Origin of the sequence: Natronomonas gomsonensis (genome assembly GCF_024300825.1) — an archaeon.
GTDB classification, from domain to species: domain Archaea; phylum Halobacteriota; class Halobacteria; order Halobacteriales; family Haloarculaceae; genus Natronomonas; species Natronomonas gomsonensis.
In genome coordinates, this window is record NZ_CP101323.1 from 376,585 (window position 1) to 393,927 (window position 17,343).

General features: G+C 50.5%; 27 protein-coding genes. 7 read left to right on the forward strand and 20 right to left on the reverse strand.

What is annotated here, in order from left to right:
- Positions 1-89 precede the first annotated feature (89 nt).
- On the forward strand, positions 90-1,163 hold the full coding sequence (locus NMP98_RS02030; protein WP_254859898.1) for a PDDEXK family nuclease: 1,074 nt from the start codon (positions 90-92) through the stop codon (positions 1,161-1,163).
- Entirely contained in the window at positions 1,160-1,867 is a 708-nt protein-coding gene (locus NMP98_RS02035) for a BsaWI family type II restriction enzyme (protein WP_254859899.1), read from the forward strand. The genes NMP98_RS02030 and NMP98_RS02035 overlap by 4 nt, the downstream gene beginning before the upstream one ends.
- Here NMP98_RS02035 and NMP98_RS02040 read toward each other — a convergent pair.
- Both NMP98_RS02040 and NMP98_RS02045 read right to left on the reverse strand, forming a co-directional pair.
- A complete protein-coding gene (locus NMP98_RS02040; RefSeq protein WP_254859900.1) occupies positions 1,860-2,492 on the reverse strand; it encodes a class I SAM-dependent methyltransferase in 633 nt (210 codons plus the stop codon). The genes NMP98_RS02035 and NMP98_RS02040 overlap by 8 nt on opposite strands.
- Positions 2,493-2,494: 2 nt before the next feature.
- Positions 2,495-3,859 carry a DNA cytosine methyltransferase gene (locus tag NMP98_RS02045; RefSeq protein WP_254859901.1) on the reverse strand — a complete coding sequence of 455 codons (1,365 nt, stop codon included), beginning with the start codon at positions 3,857-3,859 and terminating at the stop codon, positions 2,495-2,497.
- A 116-nt stretch (positions 3,860-3,975) separates the two neighbouring features.
- On the opposite strand from NMP98_RS02045, the gene NMP98_RS02050 reads away from it, so the two are divergent.
- The 4 genes from NMP98_RS02050 to NMP98_RS02065 are packed head-to-tail and all read left to right on the forward strand — an operon-like array spanning position 3,976 to position 5,734.
- On the forward strand, positions 3,976-4,230 hold the full coding sequence (locus NMP98_RS02050; RefSeq protein ID WP_254859902.1) for a helix-turn-helix domain-containing protein: 255 nt from the start codon (positions 3,976-3,978) through the stop codon (positions 4,228-4,230).
- Complete coding sequence (locus NMP98_RS02055; protein WP_254859903.1) at positions 4,227-5,021, forward strand: HhH-GPD family protein; 795 nt, start codon at positions 4,227-4,229, stop codon at positions 5,019-5,021. Before NMP98_RS02050 ends, NMP98_RS02055 begins: the two co-directional genes overlap by 4 nt.
- Before the next feature lie 2 nt (positions 5,022-5,023).
- Positions 5,024-5,473: a hypothetical protein gene (locus NMP98_RS02060; RefSeq protein ID WP_254859904.1), complete on the forward strand. Its 450-nt coding sequence runs from the start codon at positions 5,024-5,026 to the stop codon at positions 5,471-5,473.
- Positions 5,474-5,497: 24 nt separating this feature from the next.
- On the forward strand, positions 5,498-5,734 hold the full coding sequence (locus tag NMP98_RS02065; protein WP_254859905.1) for a MarR family transcriptional regulator: 237 nt from the start codon (positions 5,498-5,500) through the stop codon (positions 5,732-5,734).
- 5 nt (positions 5,735-5,739) lie between these two features.
- On the opposite strand, the gene NMP98_RS02070 is transcribed toward NMP98_RS02065, so the two are convergent.
- The 18 genes from NMP98_RS02070 to NMP98_RS02155 all read right to left on the reverse strand — a co-directional run bounded on the left by NMP98_RS02070 (position 5,740) and on the right by NMP98_RS02155 (position 16,537).
- Complete coding sequence (locus tag NMP98_RS02070) at positions 5,740-6,108, reverse strand: hypothetical protein (RefSeq protein WP_254859906.1); 369 nt, start codon at positions 6,106-6,108, stop codon at positions 5,740-5,742.
- 76 nt (positions 6,109-6,184) lie between these two features.
- Complete coding sequence (locus NMP98_RS02075) at positions 6,185-6,715, reverse strand: hypothetical protein (protein ID WP_254859907.1); 531 nt, start codon at positions 6,713-6,715, stop codon at positions 6,185-6,187.
- A 184-nt stretch (positions 6,716-6,899) separates the two neighbouring features.
- Positions 6,900-7,082 (reverse strand): RNA-binding protein, encoded by a 183-nt coding sequence (locus NMP98_RS02080; protein WP_254859908.1) that lies wholly within the window; start codon positions 7,080-7,082, stop codon positions 6,900-6,902.
- A complete protein-coding gene (locus NMP98_RS02085) occupies positions 7,079-8,185 on the reverse strand; it encodes an RNA-guided endonuclease InsQ/TnpB family protein (RefSeq protein ID WP_254859909.1) in 1,107 nt (368 codons plus the stop codon). The genes NMP98_RS02080 and NMP98_RS02085 overlap by 4 nt, the downstream gene beginning before the upstream one ends.
- Positions 8,186-8,791: 606 nt before the next feature.
- The gene (locus NMP98_RS02090) at positions 8,792-9,262 is read right to left on the reverse strand and encodes a hypothetical protein (protein WP_254859910.1); all 471 of its coding nucleotides are present in this window, start codon (positions 9,260-9,262) and stop codon (positions 8,792-8,794) included.
- A gap of 295 nt (positions 9,263-9,557) precedes the next feature.
- Entirely contained in the window at positions 9,558-10,313 is a 756-nt protein-coding gene (locus NMP98_RS02095) for an N-6 DNA methylase (RefSeq protein WP_254859911.1), read from the reverse strand.
- Between the two features lie 47 nt (positions 10,314-10,360).
- Positions 10,361-10,954 carry a hypothetical protein gene (locus tag NMP98_RS02100; RefSeq protein ID WP_254859912.1) on the reverse strand — a complete coding sequence of 198 codons (594 nt, stop codon included), beginning with the start codon at positions 10,952-10,954 and terminating at the stop codon, positions 10,361-10,363.
- Between the two features lie 26 nt (positions 10,955-10,980).
- Positions 10,981-11,256 carry a hypothetical protein gene (locus NMP98_RS02105; protein WP_254859913.1) on the reverse strand — a complete coding sequence of 92 codons (276 nt, stop codon included), beginning with the start codon at positions 11,254-11,256 and terminating at the stop codon, positions 10,981-10,983.
- On the reverse strand, positions 11,256-11,831 hold the full coding sequence (locus tag NMP98_RS02110) for a hypothetical protein (RefSeq protein WP_254859914.1): 576 nt from the start codon (positions 11,829-11,831) through the stop codon (positions 11,256-11,258). The genes NMP98_RS02105 and NMP98_RS02110 overlap by 1 nt, the downstream gene beginning before the upstream one ends.
- A gap of 154 nt (positions 11,832-11,985) precedes the next feature.
- Entirely contained in the window at positions 11,986-12,273 is a 288-nt protein-coding gene (locus NMP98_RS02115; protein WP_254859915.1) for a hypothetical protein, read from the reverse strand.
- A complete protein-coding gene (locus tag NMP98_RS02120; protein WP_254859916.1) occupies positions 12,270-12,644 on the reverse strand; it encodes a hypothetical protein in 375 nt (124 codons plus the stop codon). The genes NMP98_RS02115 and NMP98_RS02120 overlap by 4 nt, the downstream gene beginning before the upstream one ends.
- A gap of 193 nt (positions 12,645-12,837) precedes the next feature.
- Positions 12,838-13,329, reverse strand: coding sequence for a hypothetical protein (locus NMP98_RS02125; protein WP_254859917.1), 492 nt, complete (start codon positions 13,327-13,329; stop codon positions 12,838-12,840).
- The gene (locus NMP98_RS02130; protein ID WP_254859918.1) at positions 13,329-13,550 is read right to left on the reverse strand and encodes a hypothetical protein; all 222 of its coding nucleotides are present in this window, start codon (positions 13,548-13,550) and stop codon (positions 13,329-13,331) included. Before NMP98_RS02130 ends, NMP98_RS02125 begins: the two co-directional genes overlap by 1 nt.
- Positions 13,550-13,795, reverse strand: coding sequence for a hypothetical protein (locus NMP98_RS02135; RefSeq protein WP_254859919.1), 246 nt, complete (start codon positions 13,793-13,795; stop codon positions 13,550-13,552). The genes NMP98_RS02130 and NMP98_RS02135 overlap by 1 nt, the downstream gene beginning before the upstream one ends.
- A gap of 9 nt (positions 13,796-13,804) precedes the next feature.
- Positions 13,805-14,119 (reverse strand): PadR family transcriptional regulator, encoded by a 315-nt coding sequence (locus NMP98_RS02140; protein ID WP_254859920.1) that lies wholly within the window; start codon positions 14,117-14,119, stop codon positions 13,805-13,807.
- A 437-nt stretch (positions 14,120-14,556) separates the two neighbouring features.
- Positions 14,557-14,877, reverse strand: a complete 321-nt coding sequence (locus NMP98_RS02145) for a hypothetical protein (RefSeq protein WP_254859921.1) — start codon at positions 14,875-14,877, stop codon at positions 14,557-14,559.
- Positions 14,878-14,952: 75 nt separating this feature from the next.
- The gene (locus tag NMP98_RS02150; protein ID WP_254859922.1) at positions 14,953-15,357 is read right to left on the reverse strand and encodes a hypothetical protein; all 405 of its coding nucleotides are present in this window, start codon (positions 15,355-15,357) and stop codon (positions 14,953-14,955) included.
- Positions 15,358-15,571: 214 nt separating this feature from the next.
- Positions 15,572-16,537, reverse strand: a complete 966-nt coding sequence (locus NMP98_RS02155; protein ID WP_254859923.1) for a cadherin repeat domain-containing protein — start codon at positions 16,535-16,537, stop codon at positions 15,572-15,574.
- A gap of 185 nt (positions 16,538-16,722) precedes the next feature.
- Between NMP98_RS02155 and NMP98_RS02160 the strand changes: the two genes are divergently transcribed.
- Positions 16,723-17,208 carry a hypothetical protein gene (locus NMP98_RS02160; RefSeq protein ID WP_254859924.1) on the forward strand — a complete coding sequence of 162 codons (486 nt, stop codon included), beginning with the start codon at positions 16,723-16,725 and terminating at the stop codon, positions 17,206-17,208.
- Positions 17,209-17,343: the final 135 nt, after the last annotated feature.

A 17,343-nucleotide genomic window follows, 5' to 3' on the forward strand; every position in this document is an offset into this window, starting at 1 on the left:
AATAGACACAGAAAACCAGCAACTGTATCTAAAATGTGTTCAAAATGTAACCGATTCTCATTGCATTTTGCTGAGTCGTTGCCAGATAGATGGCAGATTATTCCGGAGACCCCTCCGAGTTCAAGGTGTACTGGTTCGCCAGAGATCTTGTTGCCTCCAGCTACGGAAGCTATGCTACCAAAGAGACAGCAACGCTCAAGCAACTCTCCTCACAACTCGGAAGAGAACTTGAAGGAGAAGGACTCCTGAATGAGACAGATCTTGAGACACAGAAACAGCAGATAAGAGACACCATCACCGGCTCTGTCAACAAAACGTATGGTGGCGACATCTCGAAACGCTACCGCCAGACAGAGGACCTTGTCGAAAGGATCCTGCGGCGAATTGAAGAAGAAGATGACGTCCGTGAGTTCCGAATCGCCATTGATGCAGTGGTCCGGACCAGCGAAATTCTGGATACAGCACCTAGTTTCGACAAAACGGAGATCATAGAGATAGTCAATGAAACCCTTCAAACTGAGTCAGGATCTCTTGACCCGACCAAAGCCTACGATGCCTTGTTCAACGTAGACTTTGAGGGAGAAGCCTACCAGCTGGGAGCGCAACGAGAACCACTTATCGACTACATCCACGAAAAGATCAACGAGCTACGTGCTGATCCTCACATTGAGAAGAAAGAGGTAGCCCGAATCATCTCAGGAATAGCTCAAGAGTACGAACGCCGTGCAGGGCAGAGCCGGGCGTCAACTGCCGGAAACGTGCTTGAAACTGGTCTTCAGCACATCTTCAATCAGTTCCAGATTCCTGCCACTGGAGACCCTGCACACTTCGGTGATCTTGAGATCGACAACATGGTGGACGGTCCAGAAGGCAGCATTGGCTTCTCCTGCAAACGAACCCTCCGGGAACGTTTCCGCCAGAGTCTTTCCAGAGAGGCTGAGATCGGAGTAGATGAAGTTTGGTTCGTCTCCTTACTGATGGCTGATGTTTCCAAGGAGAAGCTTCAGGATATCAGTAATGACGGGAGCAGGATCTACGTACCCCGCGATTCCTTCGTCTGGAATCGATACAATGAGGATAGTGATCTGTCCTATACTCTACGTCCTGCCGACCAGTTCATTTCAGATGTAACCGAGTTCACGGGTGTTTCTGCGAACCTATGAACCAAGACGTGAAAAACCGGATTGAACGGTACACCTACTGGGATATCTTTGAGGAGGATGTCAACCGCAGAAGTGACCGTGAAATCCTCACAGATATAGAGGGCCTGATGACAAATGTGGTCGACGAGGTTACAGAACGAGCACGAGAGAACGGAAAAGACGTCTCACAGGTCCGATCCAACGTCGCTGGGAATTACTTCCAAGCACTGGTATCATACGCTACTGCCGATGTGGCGGCGGAAAACGGGTTAAGACTTCTTCACAGCAAAAAGCTGGAGTCGACAGAACTAGCGGACGCAGTTCCCATAATCGGTGGAGAAGACGAGACTATTCTATCACCAGACTCTGACATTGTCTACTACGATCCGGATGGCGGACCCATCTTCATAATCTCGTGTAAGACAAGCTTCCGGGAAAGAATGGCTCAGAGCGGCATGTGGAAACTAATGTTCGAGGTTGCGACCCACTCCTGTACCGATCCTGACTGCCCCACCCACAACTATTCTTTCTCAGGAGAGTTTGAACGGGATATCTACATGGGATTCGGCACGGTAGATTTCTACGACGACGTCGAATCCAAAGACATTGTAGAACTGTTCGACTTCGGGTATGCGCCTACGGTGGATGAAGGGACTTCTGGGGTAGCATATCCTATGGAAAGACTGCTCGATCACATCGAAAATCGGTGGAGCAGCTTTAGATAGTTTCGCCCCACTGTTTCGCCATCGCTTCTGCTACACCAGGGAAGAACCTACTTCTTTCTTTACTTCTTTCTTCGCTGGGAGGCATTCTGTGAACCCTTGCTTCTCTTTTGTCTTTATCCTCGATTACGTCTGTAGCCTCGAGTTTTGGAAGATTCTTCAACCATAGACATATCCCTTTTTTCTCAGGTTCTCCGAACTGCCACGGTTGTATCGTTTGTTTGTCTTCCTCAGGGTAGTCTTCGATTCCAGCTACTTTCTTTCCCCATTTGTGCATAACAGGATTCTCTACTGCGATGTGGGGTATTTTATCGCATTTCAGTAGCTTTCTGAAGAAAACTCCCCCTTCAACCATGTCTTGCCATCTCTCTTCTTTCTCATAGAGCCATCTGACTCCTGAATTGCTTAGGTATGTACAGGGAGGATGTGCCACCATCAAATCAAATTCTTCCCCTCGATCCTCTATCAGTTCTAAGACATCGCCCTTGATATGGTGTTCAGGATTCTTCTCTGTTTCTCGCAGGTCACAACTGACAGCATCAAAGCCCTCGTTTCTGAAAGCGTCTCTAACCACTCCAGAAAATTCGCAGGCAACAAGTACTCTACCGCGATTGCTCTCGGACGACATATCTAATTCTCTTCGACCTTCTGCGGTTCTTCTTCCTGAACAGACTGATTGAAGATCTCCGTCCGAATAGCCGTCCCGAGGGCCTGGGCAAGCAGGCAGGGGACAGCGTTACCCACCTGCTTGAAGGCATGAGTACGGGACACAGGGAACTCGAACGTATCTTTGAAGGACTGAAGCCGGGCAGCTTCCCGGACTGTGATTGAACGGGCCTCGTTCGGATGGATGAACATGTGGCCGTCCTTGTAGAGATGGGCGACGATTGTGGTGGACGGCTCTTTCGGGTTCTGCTTTTTGAGCTTGTCAGGGAAGATATCAGTCCGGTATGGCTGGTGCTCTTCCGGGATATCTCCGATGATATACGAAGTTCCCTCTCCCAGAAGCTTGTAGAGGGTCAGGTCCCGCATATTGTGACCACGGCATTCGTGGTTCAGTAGGTCCTGTTCTTCCCAATCCTGATCCTCGTCGAGATTGCGCACCCAGTACTGATACTCTGAAACAGGTCCTAATTCGTACTCTTCTGCCTTGGTAGGCGGCGTCTCACCTTTAGGGGAGACAGGAGGAAGTTCGAGGATCGCATCAGCCACAGTATTCCAAGGCCGTTTGTTCCGCTTGTTCTTACGGAAGGTAGGGAACTCCTCTTCTTCCCGATCATCGACGAAACCATCGAGGGTGTGCTGGTCCTCTTCAGATCTCTTGGATGGATCCCTCTTGTACTTGATTTTCTTCTCTTCCTCGTTCTTGGGAGGGCGGTGTGTCTCCCACTGTTCCATATCCGGGTTTTCAGCGCCGATCCGGTTGCCGATAAAGAATAATCGCTTCCGGTGCTGGGGTACACCGTAGTCTGCGGCGTCCAGAAGCTGGACCCTGACATTGTAGTTCAGGTCCAGATCCATATCCGCTACTTCCCTTTCGCCACGCATTTGTTCCTTGATGGTGTCGACAACAGGTTTGCCGTCCTCGTTTTCTGCCGAGAGCATCCCCTCGACGTTCTCCATCAGGAAGGCCTTGGGCTGGTAGTGGTCGACAAATCGAAGGAACTCCTCGTAAAGGAGGTGACGGTCGTCGCTCTGGTTGTCACGTCCTTCAATCGAATTGATCTTGCTGCGGCCGACGAGGGAGAAAGTTGGGCAGGGTGGTCCACCTGCAACGACGTCAAGTTCGCCTTCTTCCAAGCCCAGGTCCGGCGGTTCTTCCTCGCGGATGTCCCCCACCGTCATTTCGCATTCGTGATTTGCATCGTAGGTGGGCTTCGTATTTTCTTCGTGGTCAATGCCCCAGAGAACTTCGAACCCGGCGTCGTGTAGGCCTTGAGATAGGCCGCCGGCCCCGCAGAAGAGGTCGATAGCTGTGAGACGTTCCTCAGTCATCTGTTCGGACGATTGTAGCGGCGGTCGTTTAAAGTTCCTATTCGGGGCATGTGTCTATCTTGTGTGTATATTGTAACCAACTTAAATACTTCGCCTCGGTCAATCCTCTATACTGAATGGACGTCGAGGAATATTCGTGGGTGAAAGCCAGCGAGTACCGTGAGAACCTTCTGCTATCTCTTGAGGACAAGCCTCGAACGCCGAAAGAGCTCTCAGAGATGACCGATTACTATCTCAGCCACGTCAGCAATGTCCTCTCCGACTTGGATGACCATGGACTCGCAGAGTGCATAACCCCAGACCGGAAGAAGGGGCGTCTATGGCAGGCGACCGAGAAAGGGGAAGAGATAATTGAGGATCTGAAAAGGTGACTCAGAGATCAGTACTACCGTTTGGCAGGACCGAGGTCTCCTCTGAGGAACTTGAACAGCTGATCGATAAAGAAGAGGCCGCAATACAGGCAGAAAAAGGAGAAGTAGAAAATGCCGTCCAACAGGTCGAAGATTTCGTTGATTCTGTCCCAGATCTGTTGAAATGGCTTGAACAACAAGGGAGAAAATATCCTTGGAGAGCGACAAACGATCCGTGGAAGGTCTACTTGGCCGAGATCCTGCTTCAACGAACAAGAGGTGATGCCGTCGAAAAGATGTACTCCGACGTAGTCCAGCGATTTCCAAACCCGGAAGCACTTGATGAGGCCTCGGAAGAAGAGATCAAAGAGTTGGTTCACTCTCTGGGCTTCGTAAATCATAGACAGAAAACTCTGAAAGAGGTCGGCAGTATATTCACCGAGCAATTCAATGGAGAAGTGCCGGATTCTGTTGAGGAACTGAAGAAACCGTGGCGGGTTGGCGATTACTCAGCTCGGGCAACTCAGCTATTCGCAAGAGGGAGATCTATGGCCTTGGTTGACGCGAACTTTGCCAGAGTCATCGGCAGAGTTTTCGACTACGAGATGCCACAGCAACCTCACAAAAGCAAAGATGTCTATGCCCTTCTGGAGGCGCTCACACCGGATGAGCCAGATGTTGCACGCAGTTTCAATTTAGCCATCCTCGATCTCGGTGCTCTCGTATGTACACCAGATGACCCAGATTGTGAATCATGCCCTATTAGCTCAGCCTGCCACTATTACCAGTCAACAAGGATGGAGGGTAACTGAACATGGCATACTTCTGGCTGAACCAGAAAGGCACGGACGGAAGCAACTATCATGACGAGGTCGGAGAGGTCTACCATTACAGAGGAAATACGCCGGGAGCAAACCAGCTTTCCGAGGGAGACCACTTCGTCTACTACCGTCCCGGCGATTACGTGATATTCGGAACTGGAGAGATAGATCATATTGAAAGAGAAGAACGAGACCTTGACTCCGAGTCCGGTATTGCAGTGGAGTACTTCGCACACATCACTAACTACCAGTCTTTTGATCCGCCGATAAGACTCAAAGGAGTCAACGAAAGTGCGGTAAAGAATGAAATTTCCTTCCTCAAGGACAAGCCCGGCCTGACAGGAGTTCCTCAACATAGCATACACCAGATGTCCCAAGAAGACTTTGAGGCAATCATAGAAGCAGGAGAGAAGGAAGTCGGGCCAACAGGGGCAAGAGAATAGGCCTCTTGGTGAGAGGGTTAACCTATGGGACAATATGAAGTCGCCAAGTTGATCCTCGACTCTGATGCAGGCCTAGAAAAGTCACAGCTTGTCCGTCAGATCGACCTATCGAAGAGCGCCATCGAGGCGAGTATTAACGATCTCTTGGAAAAAGACTACATAACGAAAACTGAAGACGGACGGTTGATCTGGAATCCAGATATTCCCGAGGAGAAGATAGAGAGTATCCGTCCACGCTCGTTCAGTGAACTGGATTTCTGAAGCCGTTATTTCTGAACCGGCTCTTCTTTGAGTTCCTCGAGAACTGCCCATTCGAGTCCAGCAGCAAGAGATAACGCGGTATAGTCATACCAGAACTCGAAATTTTGCTCCTCGTCGAGGTACTGCATGACATGGTCGTTAGCCGCTCCGTTGTAGAACTCATCAGTGTAGGCCTCTTCCAGTTCCTGAAGCTCCTTGAGAATATCACCGGTGGTATGCTTCATCAGATAGGACTCATGGGTGAGGCTGTGAACCACATCCTCTACGGACTTCTCTTCCGTTTCTGCTTTCTTCTTTGCGAGCGCAGCGAACTCTTCCACCTTCTCTTCCATCGAGTCCGCTGTCATTACAGGCTCCCATTCCTCGTTGTACATCGCTGATAAACTGTAGAACGGGACTAGATAAAGTAGTTGTGCTGCCTTTAAAACAGGCTGTATACCATAGCATCAGTCAGAAACTGCTGAGAGTGCTCTGTCCAGTGTCCCATAGTTCGTAGGGCATCACGGGTTCGTCTTCTTGTTCGACTACTTCGTCCAGGTACTGCTGCTGTTTCCCGATCCCCGACGTTTGAGAGAACGGGTATTTCACGTCCGGCGGACTTTCGTCGAGGCCTTGGTCGTCAGCGCAGGGACGGCACACGGTCAGGTCCTCGATACCTGCCAGAGAGAATTGTACGTTGTCGCAGTAGTCGCACACCAAGTCTTCGAGGTCCCCGGTTTTCTTGACGGGATCTCGGTAGATTACCCTGACCTTCTCGTCGTATTTTTCCCGGTCGATCTCCCGGGCGATGAAGTCCTCCCGCTTTTCGTGCTCCTTGTCGAGGAGCTCGAAGAAGTACTGGTTGAACTGGAAGACGTCGGGGTGTTCCGAGGTCAAAGAGTAGGCCTGGTTCAAGAAGTCAGGGACTTTCTCCCCGACGTGCTGACTCCACTTCTCTTCCGCGTTGCTACGCCACTGCTCTTCTAACTCCGGTCTCGCCAATACTCATCTCTCACCTCATCAGAGTCTTGGTGATACAATCCTATTGCGAAGAGAAGATATCCGCCACCGATAACAGTCAGACCCACCGCTAAGTTGATCGTGACAGCTGTTATCGTTCCGAGAACGAAGTAGAACATCCAGATACCGAATAAAAACATGTTTGAAGGATTCTCATTCTCTGTACTCAGCTGGTACCACCCTCTGCACGATTCTTTTTCTGGCCGAGGCGGATCATCGAGATCTCGTTGATTTCTCCGCAGCTGCTGCACACCGCTTTGATCCAGTCAGTGTTAGGCCTCTCGACAGGGTTAACGTACAGAGTTTTCCCGCAGCCGTCGCAGTCCGGCGAGATCTCCTCCCGGTTCACTTCGATACCACCGCCTGGCCTTCAGAGCAGAAGGAAGCACCTCTGCTTGCAATGTTACGAGCAGCGTTAAGATCTCGATTCAACTCAACACCACACCCATCACACCTGTATTGTTTTGCTGCTCCAACATCGCTTTCCCCTCCACATTTTGAGCATGTCTTAGAGGTTCTTCGTGGGTCTACATATTCTACAGGTATGCCCTCTGCCTCAGCTTTGTACTCTATCTTATCCATCAGATCCCGATACGCCCAGCGGTGCAGCATTTCCCGCAGGGTCTGAGACGGCTTGCCTTCACGGAGGCCTGTCAGATTTTCAACTGCTATACTATAATTATAGTGCTTAGCGGTTTCGACAATGTCTTTGGAGACTTTGTGGTTGATGTTGTGCATGAAGCGTTCTTCTTTCCCGGAAACCTGCTTCAAGCCTTGGTATTTGTTGTTGCTTCCTGATTTCTGTTTTTGAAGAATCTTCCATCTCTGGTCAAGTTGCCTTCTTCGAGATAGAAGTTCGGAGCCGTAGAACTCGTTCACCTTCCCATTCGGGTCGGAGACTACGGCGATCTGCCGTATTCCAAGGTCTACTCCCAGAACTCCATTTGGTTCAATCTCGTCCTTGACAGGGTATTCAACGGAAACGTAGGCATACCACTTACCGTCCTTTTTCACTACTTGGAGACGGCCTTTATCCAGCTCACGGTACTTTCCGAAGTAGCTGGGCACAATCAACGGTATCCATACACGTTCTTTTCCGACTACTGGTATGCCGATGTTCTCACCATCGTATCGGACATCGACGGCTTTGAAGCTCATCGAAGAGGCCTCGTATTCAGGGAGAGAGCCGTTCCTGTTGCGCATTATTTCGATAGCCCGGTTCATCGCCTCCTGAATCACATTCGAGTACAGTTTCGGAAATTCGTCTTTGATGTCGTGGTACCCGTATTCGTGGGTGTTCCCTCTCTTCGGGTACTCATCCATTTCGTAGATCTTCTGAATCCATGCGTTGACACAATCCTTGAACCGCTGAATAGACTTCTCCAACTGCTTTTCCTTCCCTGTATTGGGTTCCCTAATCTTTAGTTTGAACTGCCGGGTCTGAGTCTCCATAACAAAAATAACTGTTAGTAATATTTATAAATTTTGCGTGAAGTTTCCTTCATAGATGGGGAAAGCAGTCATATAAGGCGAGGATTGAATACCCTCGTCGGCTGTTAGTACCGGCGTCCTGCTGGTGGGACGATCACAGGATTCCCGTTGGAAGCAGTCTCCCTGTATATCAAAGACTGTGGTAGGTGAAAGCCTAAACCTCAATTCTTTCGGGATGTTCCCGAATCCGTCCTTCAGGGCGGAGAGGACATCAGCTTCTCCTATGAGGATTTTTCGTATTCCTTTTCAAGCAATTGCCCGAGCAGTACCTTACTCGTCCATCCGGCACCGGGTTCCTGCACTTCTTCCTCTTGCATTTGTCCCGTTTCTCGAGGACATCGTCGGACCCACATTCAGGGCAGGAGACCTCGTCAAGTGATTTGTACGTTTCTCCGTCCACCTCGTACAGTCCATCCTCCCGGATCTTGAAATCGAAACTGTGGGCCTCGTCCCGACATGCGAACGTCAGGGTAGCGGGAAGGCACTTACTGCAGAGATCGATGAACACCCAGAGACACCCGCCCCCACAGGGAGACTGGTCGGTGCATCCACAGCTGCGGCACTCCATCAGGCAGAGTCACCTCCGAGCATCCTGGTCTTCAAGCGACGGAACGCTTCTGGATAAGTCAGGATCTCATCTCTCGTCGGAGAACGCTCGAACCACAGCGGCTTCAGGCCTCTACTGAAGTAGAGCAGCAGAACAGCCGGATAGGAAACGATGTTCAACGCACTGCCGACATACGGCAGGAAAAGCTGCGTGAAGTTTCCGATCGAGAAGGCTGTGAAGAGGAGCATCGCTATCTCCGCAACTACTGGAGTCCTATCATAGGCCACGTAGCAGAAGCCGAGAACTACAGGTATTGTGGCCATCGTAGCAGCAGGATGCCCCAGGGACGGTGCGAGATACTGTATCATCGGCCCTATCTCTACCTCCCAGCCATACTTCGAGGCCATGAGTAACGTGCCCGTGATGTCGGCTATCTTCCAGAACAGGATGTAGGCCAGGTACCGGGTTTTCGACTCAACGAACCACTTCATCACCGAGACGGGCCACCTTTTTGTTCTCTGAGTCTCTCGAAAACGTCCTTCTGAAGCTTTTCAACACTACGCAGAGTCGAGAAGTAGAAACCTCCCACAACAACGGCGAGAAAGAGAGCGACCCATAACGGAAGCTCAGGACTTCCTGTAATCACTCCGGAGGCAAAAGCCAGGACCAACGTAGGCCAGATCCTATTATCAATCCAGTGTCTGAAGCAGTATCCGCTGCCTGGAAGCTTTTCCAGGCCACATCTACCCATCATACAGTCTGAACGTTTGTCGGTATCTGTATTGCTCACTCGGAACAACCTCCTCCATCTGAGAACTCGGATAGCGTGGTATCTCTCAGCTCCTCGAAATCGACGTCCGGTGTTTCCGCCTGCTCCTGTTCTCCTGAGTTTTCGCTTTCCTCGACCTCGTCCTCTGGCTCCTCCACGACCGCGTTGTAGGGATTCGTCCACTGGTCGTCGTCCAGTTCGTAGACTGACCCTCCGAGAGCGCTGCCTTCCGTAGCCCACACCGTGTGGTAATCCTGAGTCAGGGAATCTCCGTGGACCACGTATCCATCCATGTTGAAGAAGCACAGGTTCAACGCGGCCATCTTCGCGCATGTTGAGTCTTTGTCGACTGCGTAGAACTCGGCCTCTCCAGCGGGCAACTGTTTTGCTGCGGAGATCAAGAGGCGTCCGCTTCCTGCCGCCGGATCCATCACACTGTACGGCTCATCCCTATCCTCATCTGGGTCTTCGTCGATCACCATCGAGGCCTTCATATCCGACAAGTTGTGCGGTGTGAAGTGCTGGCCGAAGTGATCGCTGCTGTTGCCCAGTTCCTCGTAGACGACACCGAGGACATCGTGATTAGCCTCAGCACTGGCTTTCATCAGTTCTCCTAAGGCCTCACTGTACAGCTGAGCCTCTTCCTCACCATACGTGTCCATCACGTCAAGATAGTTTTCGTCGTCTCTTTGCAAGGCATTCAGCGATAGATCAAGGAAATCGTCGAACACCTGGTGCCTGTTGTACCCGCCAACGAACTGGATCTGCTCCAATTTGTCGACAACAGGCTGTGCAGCATCCTTGTATCCTGGCCCAGATGCTATTCCGCATCACCCTCGGAAGAAGCTTCAGCTATCACTTCTTCAGAATGCTTCTTATAGGTCACTTCGTACAGTTCTGCAGAACCGTTCCGACACTCAATCCGGTAGACTATTTCCTCCTCCTTGTCGTTCCTGTCCATCATCGAGAGATCTGGGAAGTTATGTTGGATAGGACTGTGCCAGACGACAAAAGGGTCCGTTGCTAAGCTGATTGTGGCGAAAAATCCGGTCACGATCTCTTTTCCTGTTCCGTAGGGGATACCGAACCGTTCGATATTGTAGTTGAAGCCGAGACCTCCTGTTTCGTGGTCAATCCACTGATTTCTACAGTGTCTCTTTAGCTCCCGTACAGGGTTATCAGCATCCCAGATCCCGGTGAACAGGTTCTCGGGTTTCCAAGTCTTGAATCCCTTGAGAACCTTGTACTCTTTCGCCGGATAATCGCCGTAGTCTTTCTCCTCTTGGATTACAGCGTTGTCCTGAAGCGTTTCTGAGTCGATGGAGACTTTCTCTTTGACTTCCTCCCATTTCTCCATATCAAGGATTCTCGGAGCATTGTTCACTGGGTTGTCCTCGTCGTCAAGCCGTCTCATCTGCGAGTAACAGGCTGTGAAGCTAATCAGATATCCTCCTCTCTGCTGGTCCAGTCTTCCAGGTTTTCCGGGCCGTAGTCTGCGATCTCGTCCAGATAGTCCTGGAGGTCGTCGACGTCGTCGTAACCGGAGATCGTGAGAGACTCTACCTTTTCATCGTCCTCGTTGAATACGGCGTACTCAGTGTGCTCTGGGTGCGTCCAGTCCACTTTCTCTACGCTGAGGCCTCTATACTCCAGAGACTCGCCGTTGCCCATCATCAAGGCGTTCTCGTAGAGGTCTTCGATAGAATCGAGTTCCACTACCGATTCTCACCTTCCTCTGTATACTTCTCATCGAGGTTTGGCAGAGCTACATCGGTATTCGGCAGCTTCTCAAGCCGATCCTGCCGAGCATTAACCTTCTCACTGTATTCGAATAATTCCTCTTCTACGTGACGGAAGGCCTCAGTAACTCGGTCAGGGAAAGAAGGCATGTTTATTTCAAAATCCGTAGTGTAGCCTTTTCCATTAACAAATAGGCCTATTCCGTAGGCTCGGGCAGCTGCCACTATCTCCCTCTGCATCTCTCTGTGGCTGAATCCATAGGGATGGTTGAGTTGACCTGCCCTCTCGACATCGGAGATTTTCTTTACGAGTTGGAGGACGTTTTCTGCTTTCTTCAAGCGGTCATAGTACCTTTCTATGGTACGCCATTTGTAGCTGTCAGCAACACTCTCATAGTGATTGGAATGCTCCGAGTTCAGAACCTCTTCGTAGTGCCTTTTCAATTTCTGAACTTGTTTCAAGGCCATCTCGGCCTCTGTCTGATGCCTGCCGTGGGTCATACTTGTTTTGTAAGGAAAGTATAGGCCTGGCTTCCCAAGGAACTGAGTCACTGTCTTGTGAAGAATCTCTACATGGTCTGGATCAACGCTAGTACGCCAATGCAGAACCGCACTCGATGTATCAGTAAACACTACCGGTTCTCACCTGCGGCCTTGTTACCGAGATTTTGAAGTTTGTCGTAGAAATTCCGTGGTCCGTGTTCTGTCATTTGTATCGTCCTCTTTTCTCCTGTTTCTGCATTTCAAGATCCATTATGTCGTATTTCTCCTGGCCAAGATCTTCCTCCAGGACTTCTCCATCGACTTCTAAGTAGTACTCTGGGTGTCCCTTGGGATTGATATCGCTGTCCAGCGCTACCTCTGTCCCGTACTCCTCATGCTCCATCGACAAGGATTGGAAACGTCCGTTGGACCAAGGAGAGACCGGAGAATAGTATCTCTCCTCAAGAACCTCCCAACCCGACTTCTCCTTGATATCTTCCAGCGTCGTCACTCTGTATCACCCTCTCCGTCGAGCATTTCTGAAACGGGTTCTAGGTCGTAGTCTTCTCGGGCATTGTCCACAGTACTTAGATTGGTAGACGGTCCTGAACCAAGGAAGACCGCCTTCTTGGCCTCAAAAACGTCGTAATCATCTTCAATCCCGTACTCCTCGAGCACGTCTTCGATCAATTCCTCCTGCGTATCCTCGTCGAGGAAGTGTTGGAGGTAGATCGGCGGACCTTCTTCCGGCTGATCTGCTTCTTCGACCATATCTTCCAATGAGTCCAGTTCGACGCCGGGAACCGCCTCCCTGTAGAGGTCGGTCATAATATCTGTGTAAGCCTGTTCCCAGGCCTCTCCATACCTGTCCCCGAGACTCACTGCTCGCTGTCACCTCTGTCTTTGAGGTGTTCTCGGAGGCATTCTTTGCTGCAGAAGAGGCCGTGGAAGACATCTTGTTGAATGTGAGCGTTACCGTGGTCAATGACGACTTCTCCTTCCGTTACTTGGATGCCTTCAGTTCCCTTGATATCGTTCTCACAGGGATCTCTGTCGCATTCAAAACGGAGCGGCATTACAGAGAGTCACCTCCGACTGTGATTTCTTCGAAGCCGAGGCTTCTGACCTGATGATAACTGTCCGGAAGCTCGACGACATCACCCACACTCATGGAGCGGATGCCGTGGACGTAATCCGGCTCCCCAAACTCTTCCTCAGGGTCGTATCCGTGGTTCTGGACTGCGTGGGTTACGGCTTCGTCGCTGCCTTCGATGTAGCTGTCACAAGGCTCGCAGTACCGGGCCTCCAGGAACTCGTCCCACTCGGTGAATCCAGTGGCCTGGAATCCCTTGTAGATCTCCTCCAAGTCGTCCTCTGAGAAATCTCCCTGCAGTACCGCTACTTCGTCGTACAGTTCGTTAAACTCGCTTTGTGTGAAGGCCTGAGGCGGTTGCTCGTCTTCCTCAAGCTGATCAGTGACGTGGTACTTGTGGAAGAGCTCTGAAGCAGGACCATGCCCTTCGTCTTCCAGATGCCAACCGAGGTAGTGAACTGACGCATCCTCCATTACTGATTCTCACCCCCAGATTCAGAGTTCTCGACCTCTCGTGCTTTGTAGCAATACAGTAGTTTAATCGGGTCAGCAAGATTCTCGTCCTCAGAGATGTACTTCCAAAGCTGATGTCGCTCATGCAGTCCTTTAAACACCAGGTAGAGCAGATATAGAGCAAATGCTCCAATAAGGAGAAGTAGTGTGACGGCTTCATAAGTAGCTGTTTCTGCTGCCATTACTCATTCTCACCTTCTGTGTCTTCTATGGCCTGCCTGATATTGGAGAACCTATCTCTCATCAAGTACAAGGCTATTACAAGACCTAAGAAAGATACTCCGCCTATCACTGCCGCTGGTGTATAGAGGTTGAAAATCGCCAGCATAAACATACCTATCACTATGCCGACTAACTCTCCCAGGAGAAAAATGGAATCACGATAGTCTCTCAGTTCTTCCTTGTCGACAACTGCAATATCGCTCACTGCTGGTTTTCACCCTTCTGCTTCAAGGAAATCGACAAGTGCCTCTGCTTTTGCTCGGCCTTTCTCAGTAAGACTATAGACTTTTCTCCGGCCCTGCTTCTCTGACATGACAAGACCCTGTTCCTCAAACTCGTTTAGCTTCCCTGTTGCGTGACTGCTCGTTGTTCCTATTTCGCGAGCGAGTTTGAATCCGTAGGAAGGGTTTCCTGTTAGTTCTGTCAGGAGTTTTGTGCTTTTTTCGTTTAGGAATATTTGGTCGTCCTCACCGAGTTCTGGCGAGGTATGGCTTGGTTCTGTTGAATATCTTCCTTCGATACAATCCACCTTACACAATCATTCCCACACATCTTTTTTATAGGTTGGGACAGACCTGAACGACTTCTAAGAACCCGTGAACCGGAGTGGTCCATCACACAGCTGGAGAACATACTGGGCGTAGGCCTCCACTTGAGCATCTGTCCGAGGTAAAGACGGCTGTTCAGACGATACACAGAGACAACCGTTTCTTATCTGTGGCTGGCAACGAACCACTTCTGTAATATCGTCGCCGCCATCGACAAACAATTTCACAGCAACTTTACCCTGATTTTCTCGTTGATATGCCTCAAGAATATAGCTCTGAGTCTCTTTGAAGAATTGGCCTTTTGGCGTCGTGTACCCCGACGCCTGGTCTTCTTCCAAACTCTCCAACCTCGCCCTCATACCCCAATATGATTTAGGTTTCTACGTAAAGTCTAAGGACAACCTTCTCGACCGGGGTTCTATAGGTACTCGTCGGGGACTTCAGGATACCCAAGGAAATCCACTTCACCGCCGTACTTTTCCTCAAACATCTCAACAGCAGCAGGGTAAACCACGCCAAGAAACTCTTCATCACTCATCTCAGGGTAATCCATGGACAAGGTCATATTCGCCGTAGCATCCAGGTCAGGATCTCGCAGCCACTCGCTGTTCGTTGCATACACCAAGAGTTCCCAGTGCTCATCCCCCTCAGAAAGCGGCTCGTCTTCAGCGATATCTTCAAACTCTCTATACCATGGATCCAGCATTACACCCATCTGCTCGTCATCAACACCGAACAAGTCCTGGTAGTGCTCAATCCTGTCGAATGCGTAAGCCGCAGAGTCCCGTTCTATACTGATCGCTGATTCTCACCTTTACTGCGTGGAGTTTGTCGAGTTGATGTTATCGCCGGGTTGCTCAGGGCCGCTGATGACGGGAAGGTTCGCTGAGAGGAAAGACCCAATTCCATCTACTGCAGAACCGAAGGCCTCCCCGATTGTGCTGGTAACCGACCTGGCAACGTTAGAGGCGTTTACCGGGAGATCAGGCATTTCAGGCGGGCTAATCGTTACTGGCAGAGTCTCGTTGTTGAGACCGGGAATCTTGGACAGGGGGCCTTGGCCTGTTTTGTTGGAGATGTTTTCCGGTGCCTGTTCACTGGGGTTCTCAGGTATGGTGTCTTCAGGAGCTTGGTCTACTGGTTGGCCGGCTGCTGAAGTTATCGAGAACAAGAGTAGAAGGATGCTTGTCGCTACGGCGTAATGCTTCCCGCAAGTCATAGATACTGTAATACCAAACACTTCTTATAAAATAACGGGCAGAGAAAATGCTGAGGTCTTCAGTTGGCACAATCCAAGACACACTTCGCGGCTTCTTGCTCCGAATCATGTTCATCACCGCAGATCTCGCAGACGAACTTTTTCGAGACAAGGCCTAAGGCCACAGCTACTTCCTTTCCACTGCCTCCAATCCTCTCATCACTGCTTGTCATGGTTAGGAGAACAGGCCTGTGAACCAGTTCCAGAAACTGGTCAATGGGTTAGCTGGCTCAGGGTCAGTCACAGCGGTTTCGTCTTCTACTTTGACACGGACGGTTGAAGTCACGGTATTCTCTCCGTCAGAGACCTCCACGTCTAATTCCTTTACACCGGTCTCACCGTAGTTCAGGATGATGCTCTTCCCTTCTTTTCCGTTACTCCAGCTGTAGGTTAGATCTGTACTGTCCGGATCTGAAGCCTCGACACTGACTGTGAACGGCTCAGAAGCGTTGACTACGAGAGGAGCGTCTATCGACTCAATCTCCGGAGGCTGATTCGTCTCCTCCTCGTCCGATCCACCACTGCTTTCGTCGCTTCCGTCTTCTTCGTCACTGCCGTCGTCTCCACCTGAGTCACCATCTCCAGTATCAACGTCTCCAACCGTAAACTTGTATTGAGGCGTATCAGTCAATACACCACCGCTACCATCGCTTATGTAGCTTGTAGCAGCGTACCAACCTGTCTCCGACGGAACACTATAAGTTGTTGTCCACGTAAAACCAGATCCCTGTTGAAGCGTGAAATCCCAAGAATTGAACTCTTTAGCTGCCTCAACAAACTCTCCGTTCTCACAGCTTGAGTCCTGACAACGGTAGATCTCAACGATGTTCACAGTCCCATCCATATCGAACGACTCCTTGGCATCTACATCAGATCTAAACTCAATCTGCTCCCCCGGTTCTACACTTTCAGGCCCTGAAACACTGGATAGGTAAGGGATAGAGAAATCCAGAAACGAGAGAAAGCCCTGTTTTTCGCCTTGGCTCATGTTGATATCATTGTTTTGACTGGAAGCTTTGTCGGGGTAGGGGATGAAATCGTCAGTATTATTTAGAGAATTTGCGGAGATGAAAACTGCCGACACCAAGAACAGAAGTGCTGCACCGCCTGCTGCCGTTTTCCAGTTCAGTTTATCGAGCATCGAAAATCAAGGCCTCCTATCCACGAATTGAAATTTACTACTTATAAAACAAGTGCCAGCTATTCCCAGTATTCCAGTAAGGCCTCGTAGCTGTCGTCGAGAAGCTCTACTGCCTTGTCTTTGTGCCAAGGCGCTCGGTACGGTTCCTCGATCTGGAACTGAGGTCCGCCATCTTCGTACGTTACATGGATGCCGAACGGGAGGTCATCATCGCCGTCCTGCAGGTAATCGTCAGAAACGTAGTTTTCGTGGATCCTGTGCTGATCGCGGTCAAGCCAGTGACCCCAGACGATGTTGTCCTGCAGCTGCTCTTCCAGTGTCCTGCCGAAGTCGTCCTCCAGAGAATACTTTTCATCGATTTCTTGGATAGCAGTATCACCTTATTCGAGGACGGTGTCAACGCCGTACTCGCGGAACCGTACAGCGTCCATTACTTCCTCGTACTGTTCACCGCTGTCAACCGCCTCACGGATACCACTCTGGAACACGAAGTGAGGGAAATAATCCACAGTATCCTGCTCAGAGGGTGTATGAGGATCGACGTAGCGAGGAGGATGACGGCGTTCGAACTCCTTCAAGTTCTTCCAGTACTCATGGCTAACTTGCTTCCAGTCAACGCCGCCGTCAGGAAACAGATCTTCGTCATCAACGGCACTACCTCCAGGGATTAGAGAGCTATCCTCCATGCCGAGATCCTCTGCAGCATCCTGAACCAAATCCTCGTAAAAACCGAGCGTGTGCTTCGCAGGATCTTCCTTGTAGAATCCTGTCTCGTCGTTCCAAGGATTCCGCCAGTTCAGGACGTA

Excerpts from the sequence above, each read along its gene's own strand:
- NMP98_RS02060 (WP_254859904.1), top strand. The coding sequence starts at position 5,024 with ATGGCATACTTCTGGCTGAACCAGAAAGGCACGGACGGAAGCAACTAT.
- NMP98_RS02065 (WP_254859905.1), top strand. The coding sequence starts at position 5,498 with ATGGGACAATATGAAGTCGCCAAGTTGATCCTCGACTCTGATGCAGGC.
- NMP98_RS02050 (WP_254859902.1), top strand. The coding sequence starts at position 3,976 with ATGGACGTCGAGGAATATTCGTGGGTGAAAGCCAGCGAGTACCGTGAG.
- NMP98_RS02160 (WP_254859924.1), top strand. The coding sequence starts at position 16,723 with ATGGATGCCGAACGGGAGGTCATCATCGCCGTCCTGCAGGTAATCGTC.
- NMP98_RS02040 (WP_254859900.1), bottom strand. The coding sequence starts at position 2,492 with ATGTCGTCCGAGAGCAATCGCGGTAGAGTACTTGTTGCCTGCGAATTT.
- NMP98_RS02070 (WP_254859906.1), bottom strand. The coding sequence starts at position 6,108 with ATGTACAACGAGGAATGGGAGCCTGTAATGACAGCGGACTCGATGGAA.
- NMP98_RS02090 (WP_254859910.1), bottom strand. The coding sequence starts at position 9,262 with ATGAAGTGGTTCGTTGAGTCGAAAACCCGGTACCTGGCCTACATCCTG.
- NMP98_RS02155 (WP_254859923.1), bottom strand. The coding sequence starts at position 16,537 with ATGCTCGATAAACTGAACTGGAAAACGGCAGCAGGCGGTGCAGCACTT.
- NMP98_RS02085 (WP_254859909.1), bottom strand. The coding sequence starts at position 8,185 with ATGGAGACTCAGACCCGGCAGTTCAAACTAAAGATTAGGGAACCCAAT.
- NMP98_RS02100 (WP_254859912.1), bottom strand. The coding sequence starts at position 10,954 with ATGAGACGGCTTGACGACGAGGACAACCCAGTGAACAATGCTCCGAGA.
- NMP98_RS02125 (WP_254859917.1), bottom strand. The coding sequence starts at position 13,329 with ATGGAGGATGCGTCAGTTCACTACCTCGGTTGGCATCTGGAAGACGAA.
- NMP98_RS02150 (WP_254859922.1), bottom strand. The coding sequence starts at position 15,357 with ATGACTTGCGGGAAGCATTACGCCGTAGCGACAAGCATCCTTCTACTC.
- NMP98_RS02035 (WP_254859899.1), top strand. The coding sequence starts at position 1,160 with ATGAACCAAGACGTGAAAAACCGGATTGAACGGTACACCTACTGGGAT.
- NMP98_RS02030 (WP_254859898.1), top strand. The coding sequence starts at position 90 with ATGGCAGATTATTCCGGAGACCCCTCCGAGTTCAAGGTGTACTGGTTC.
- NMP98_RS02130 (WP_254859918.1), bottom strand. The coding sequence starts at position 13,550 with ATGGCAGCAGAAACAGCTACTTATGAAGCCGTCACACTACTTCTCCTT.
- NMP98_RS02045 (WP_254859901.1), bottom strand. The coding sequence starts at position 3,859 with ATGACTGAGGAACGTCTCACAGCTATCGACCTCTTCTGCGGGGCCGGC.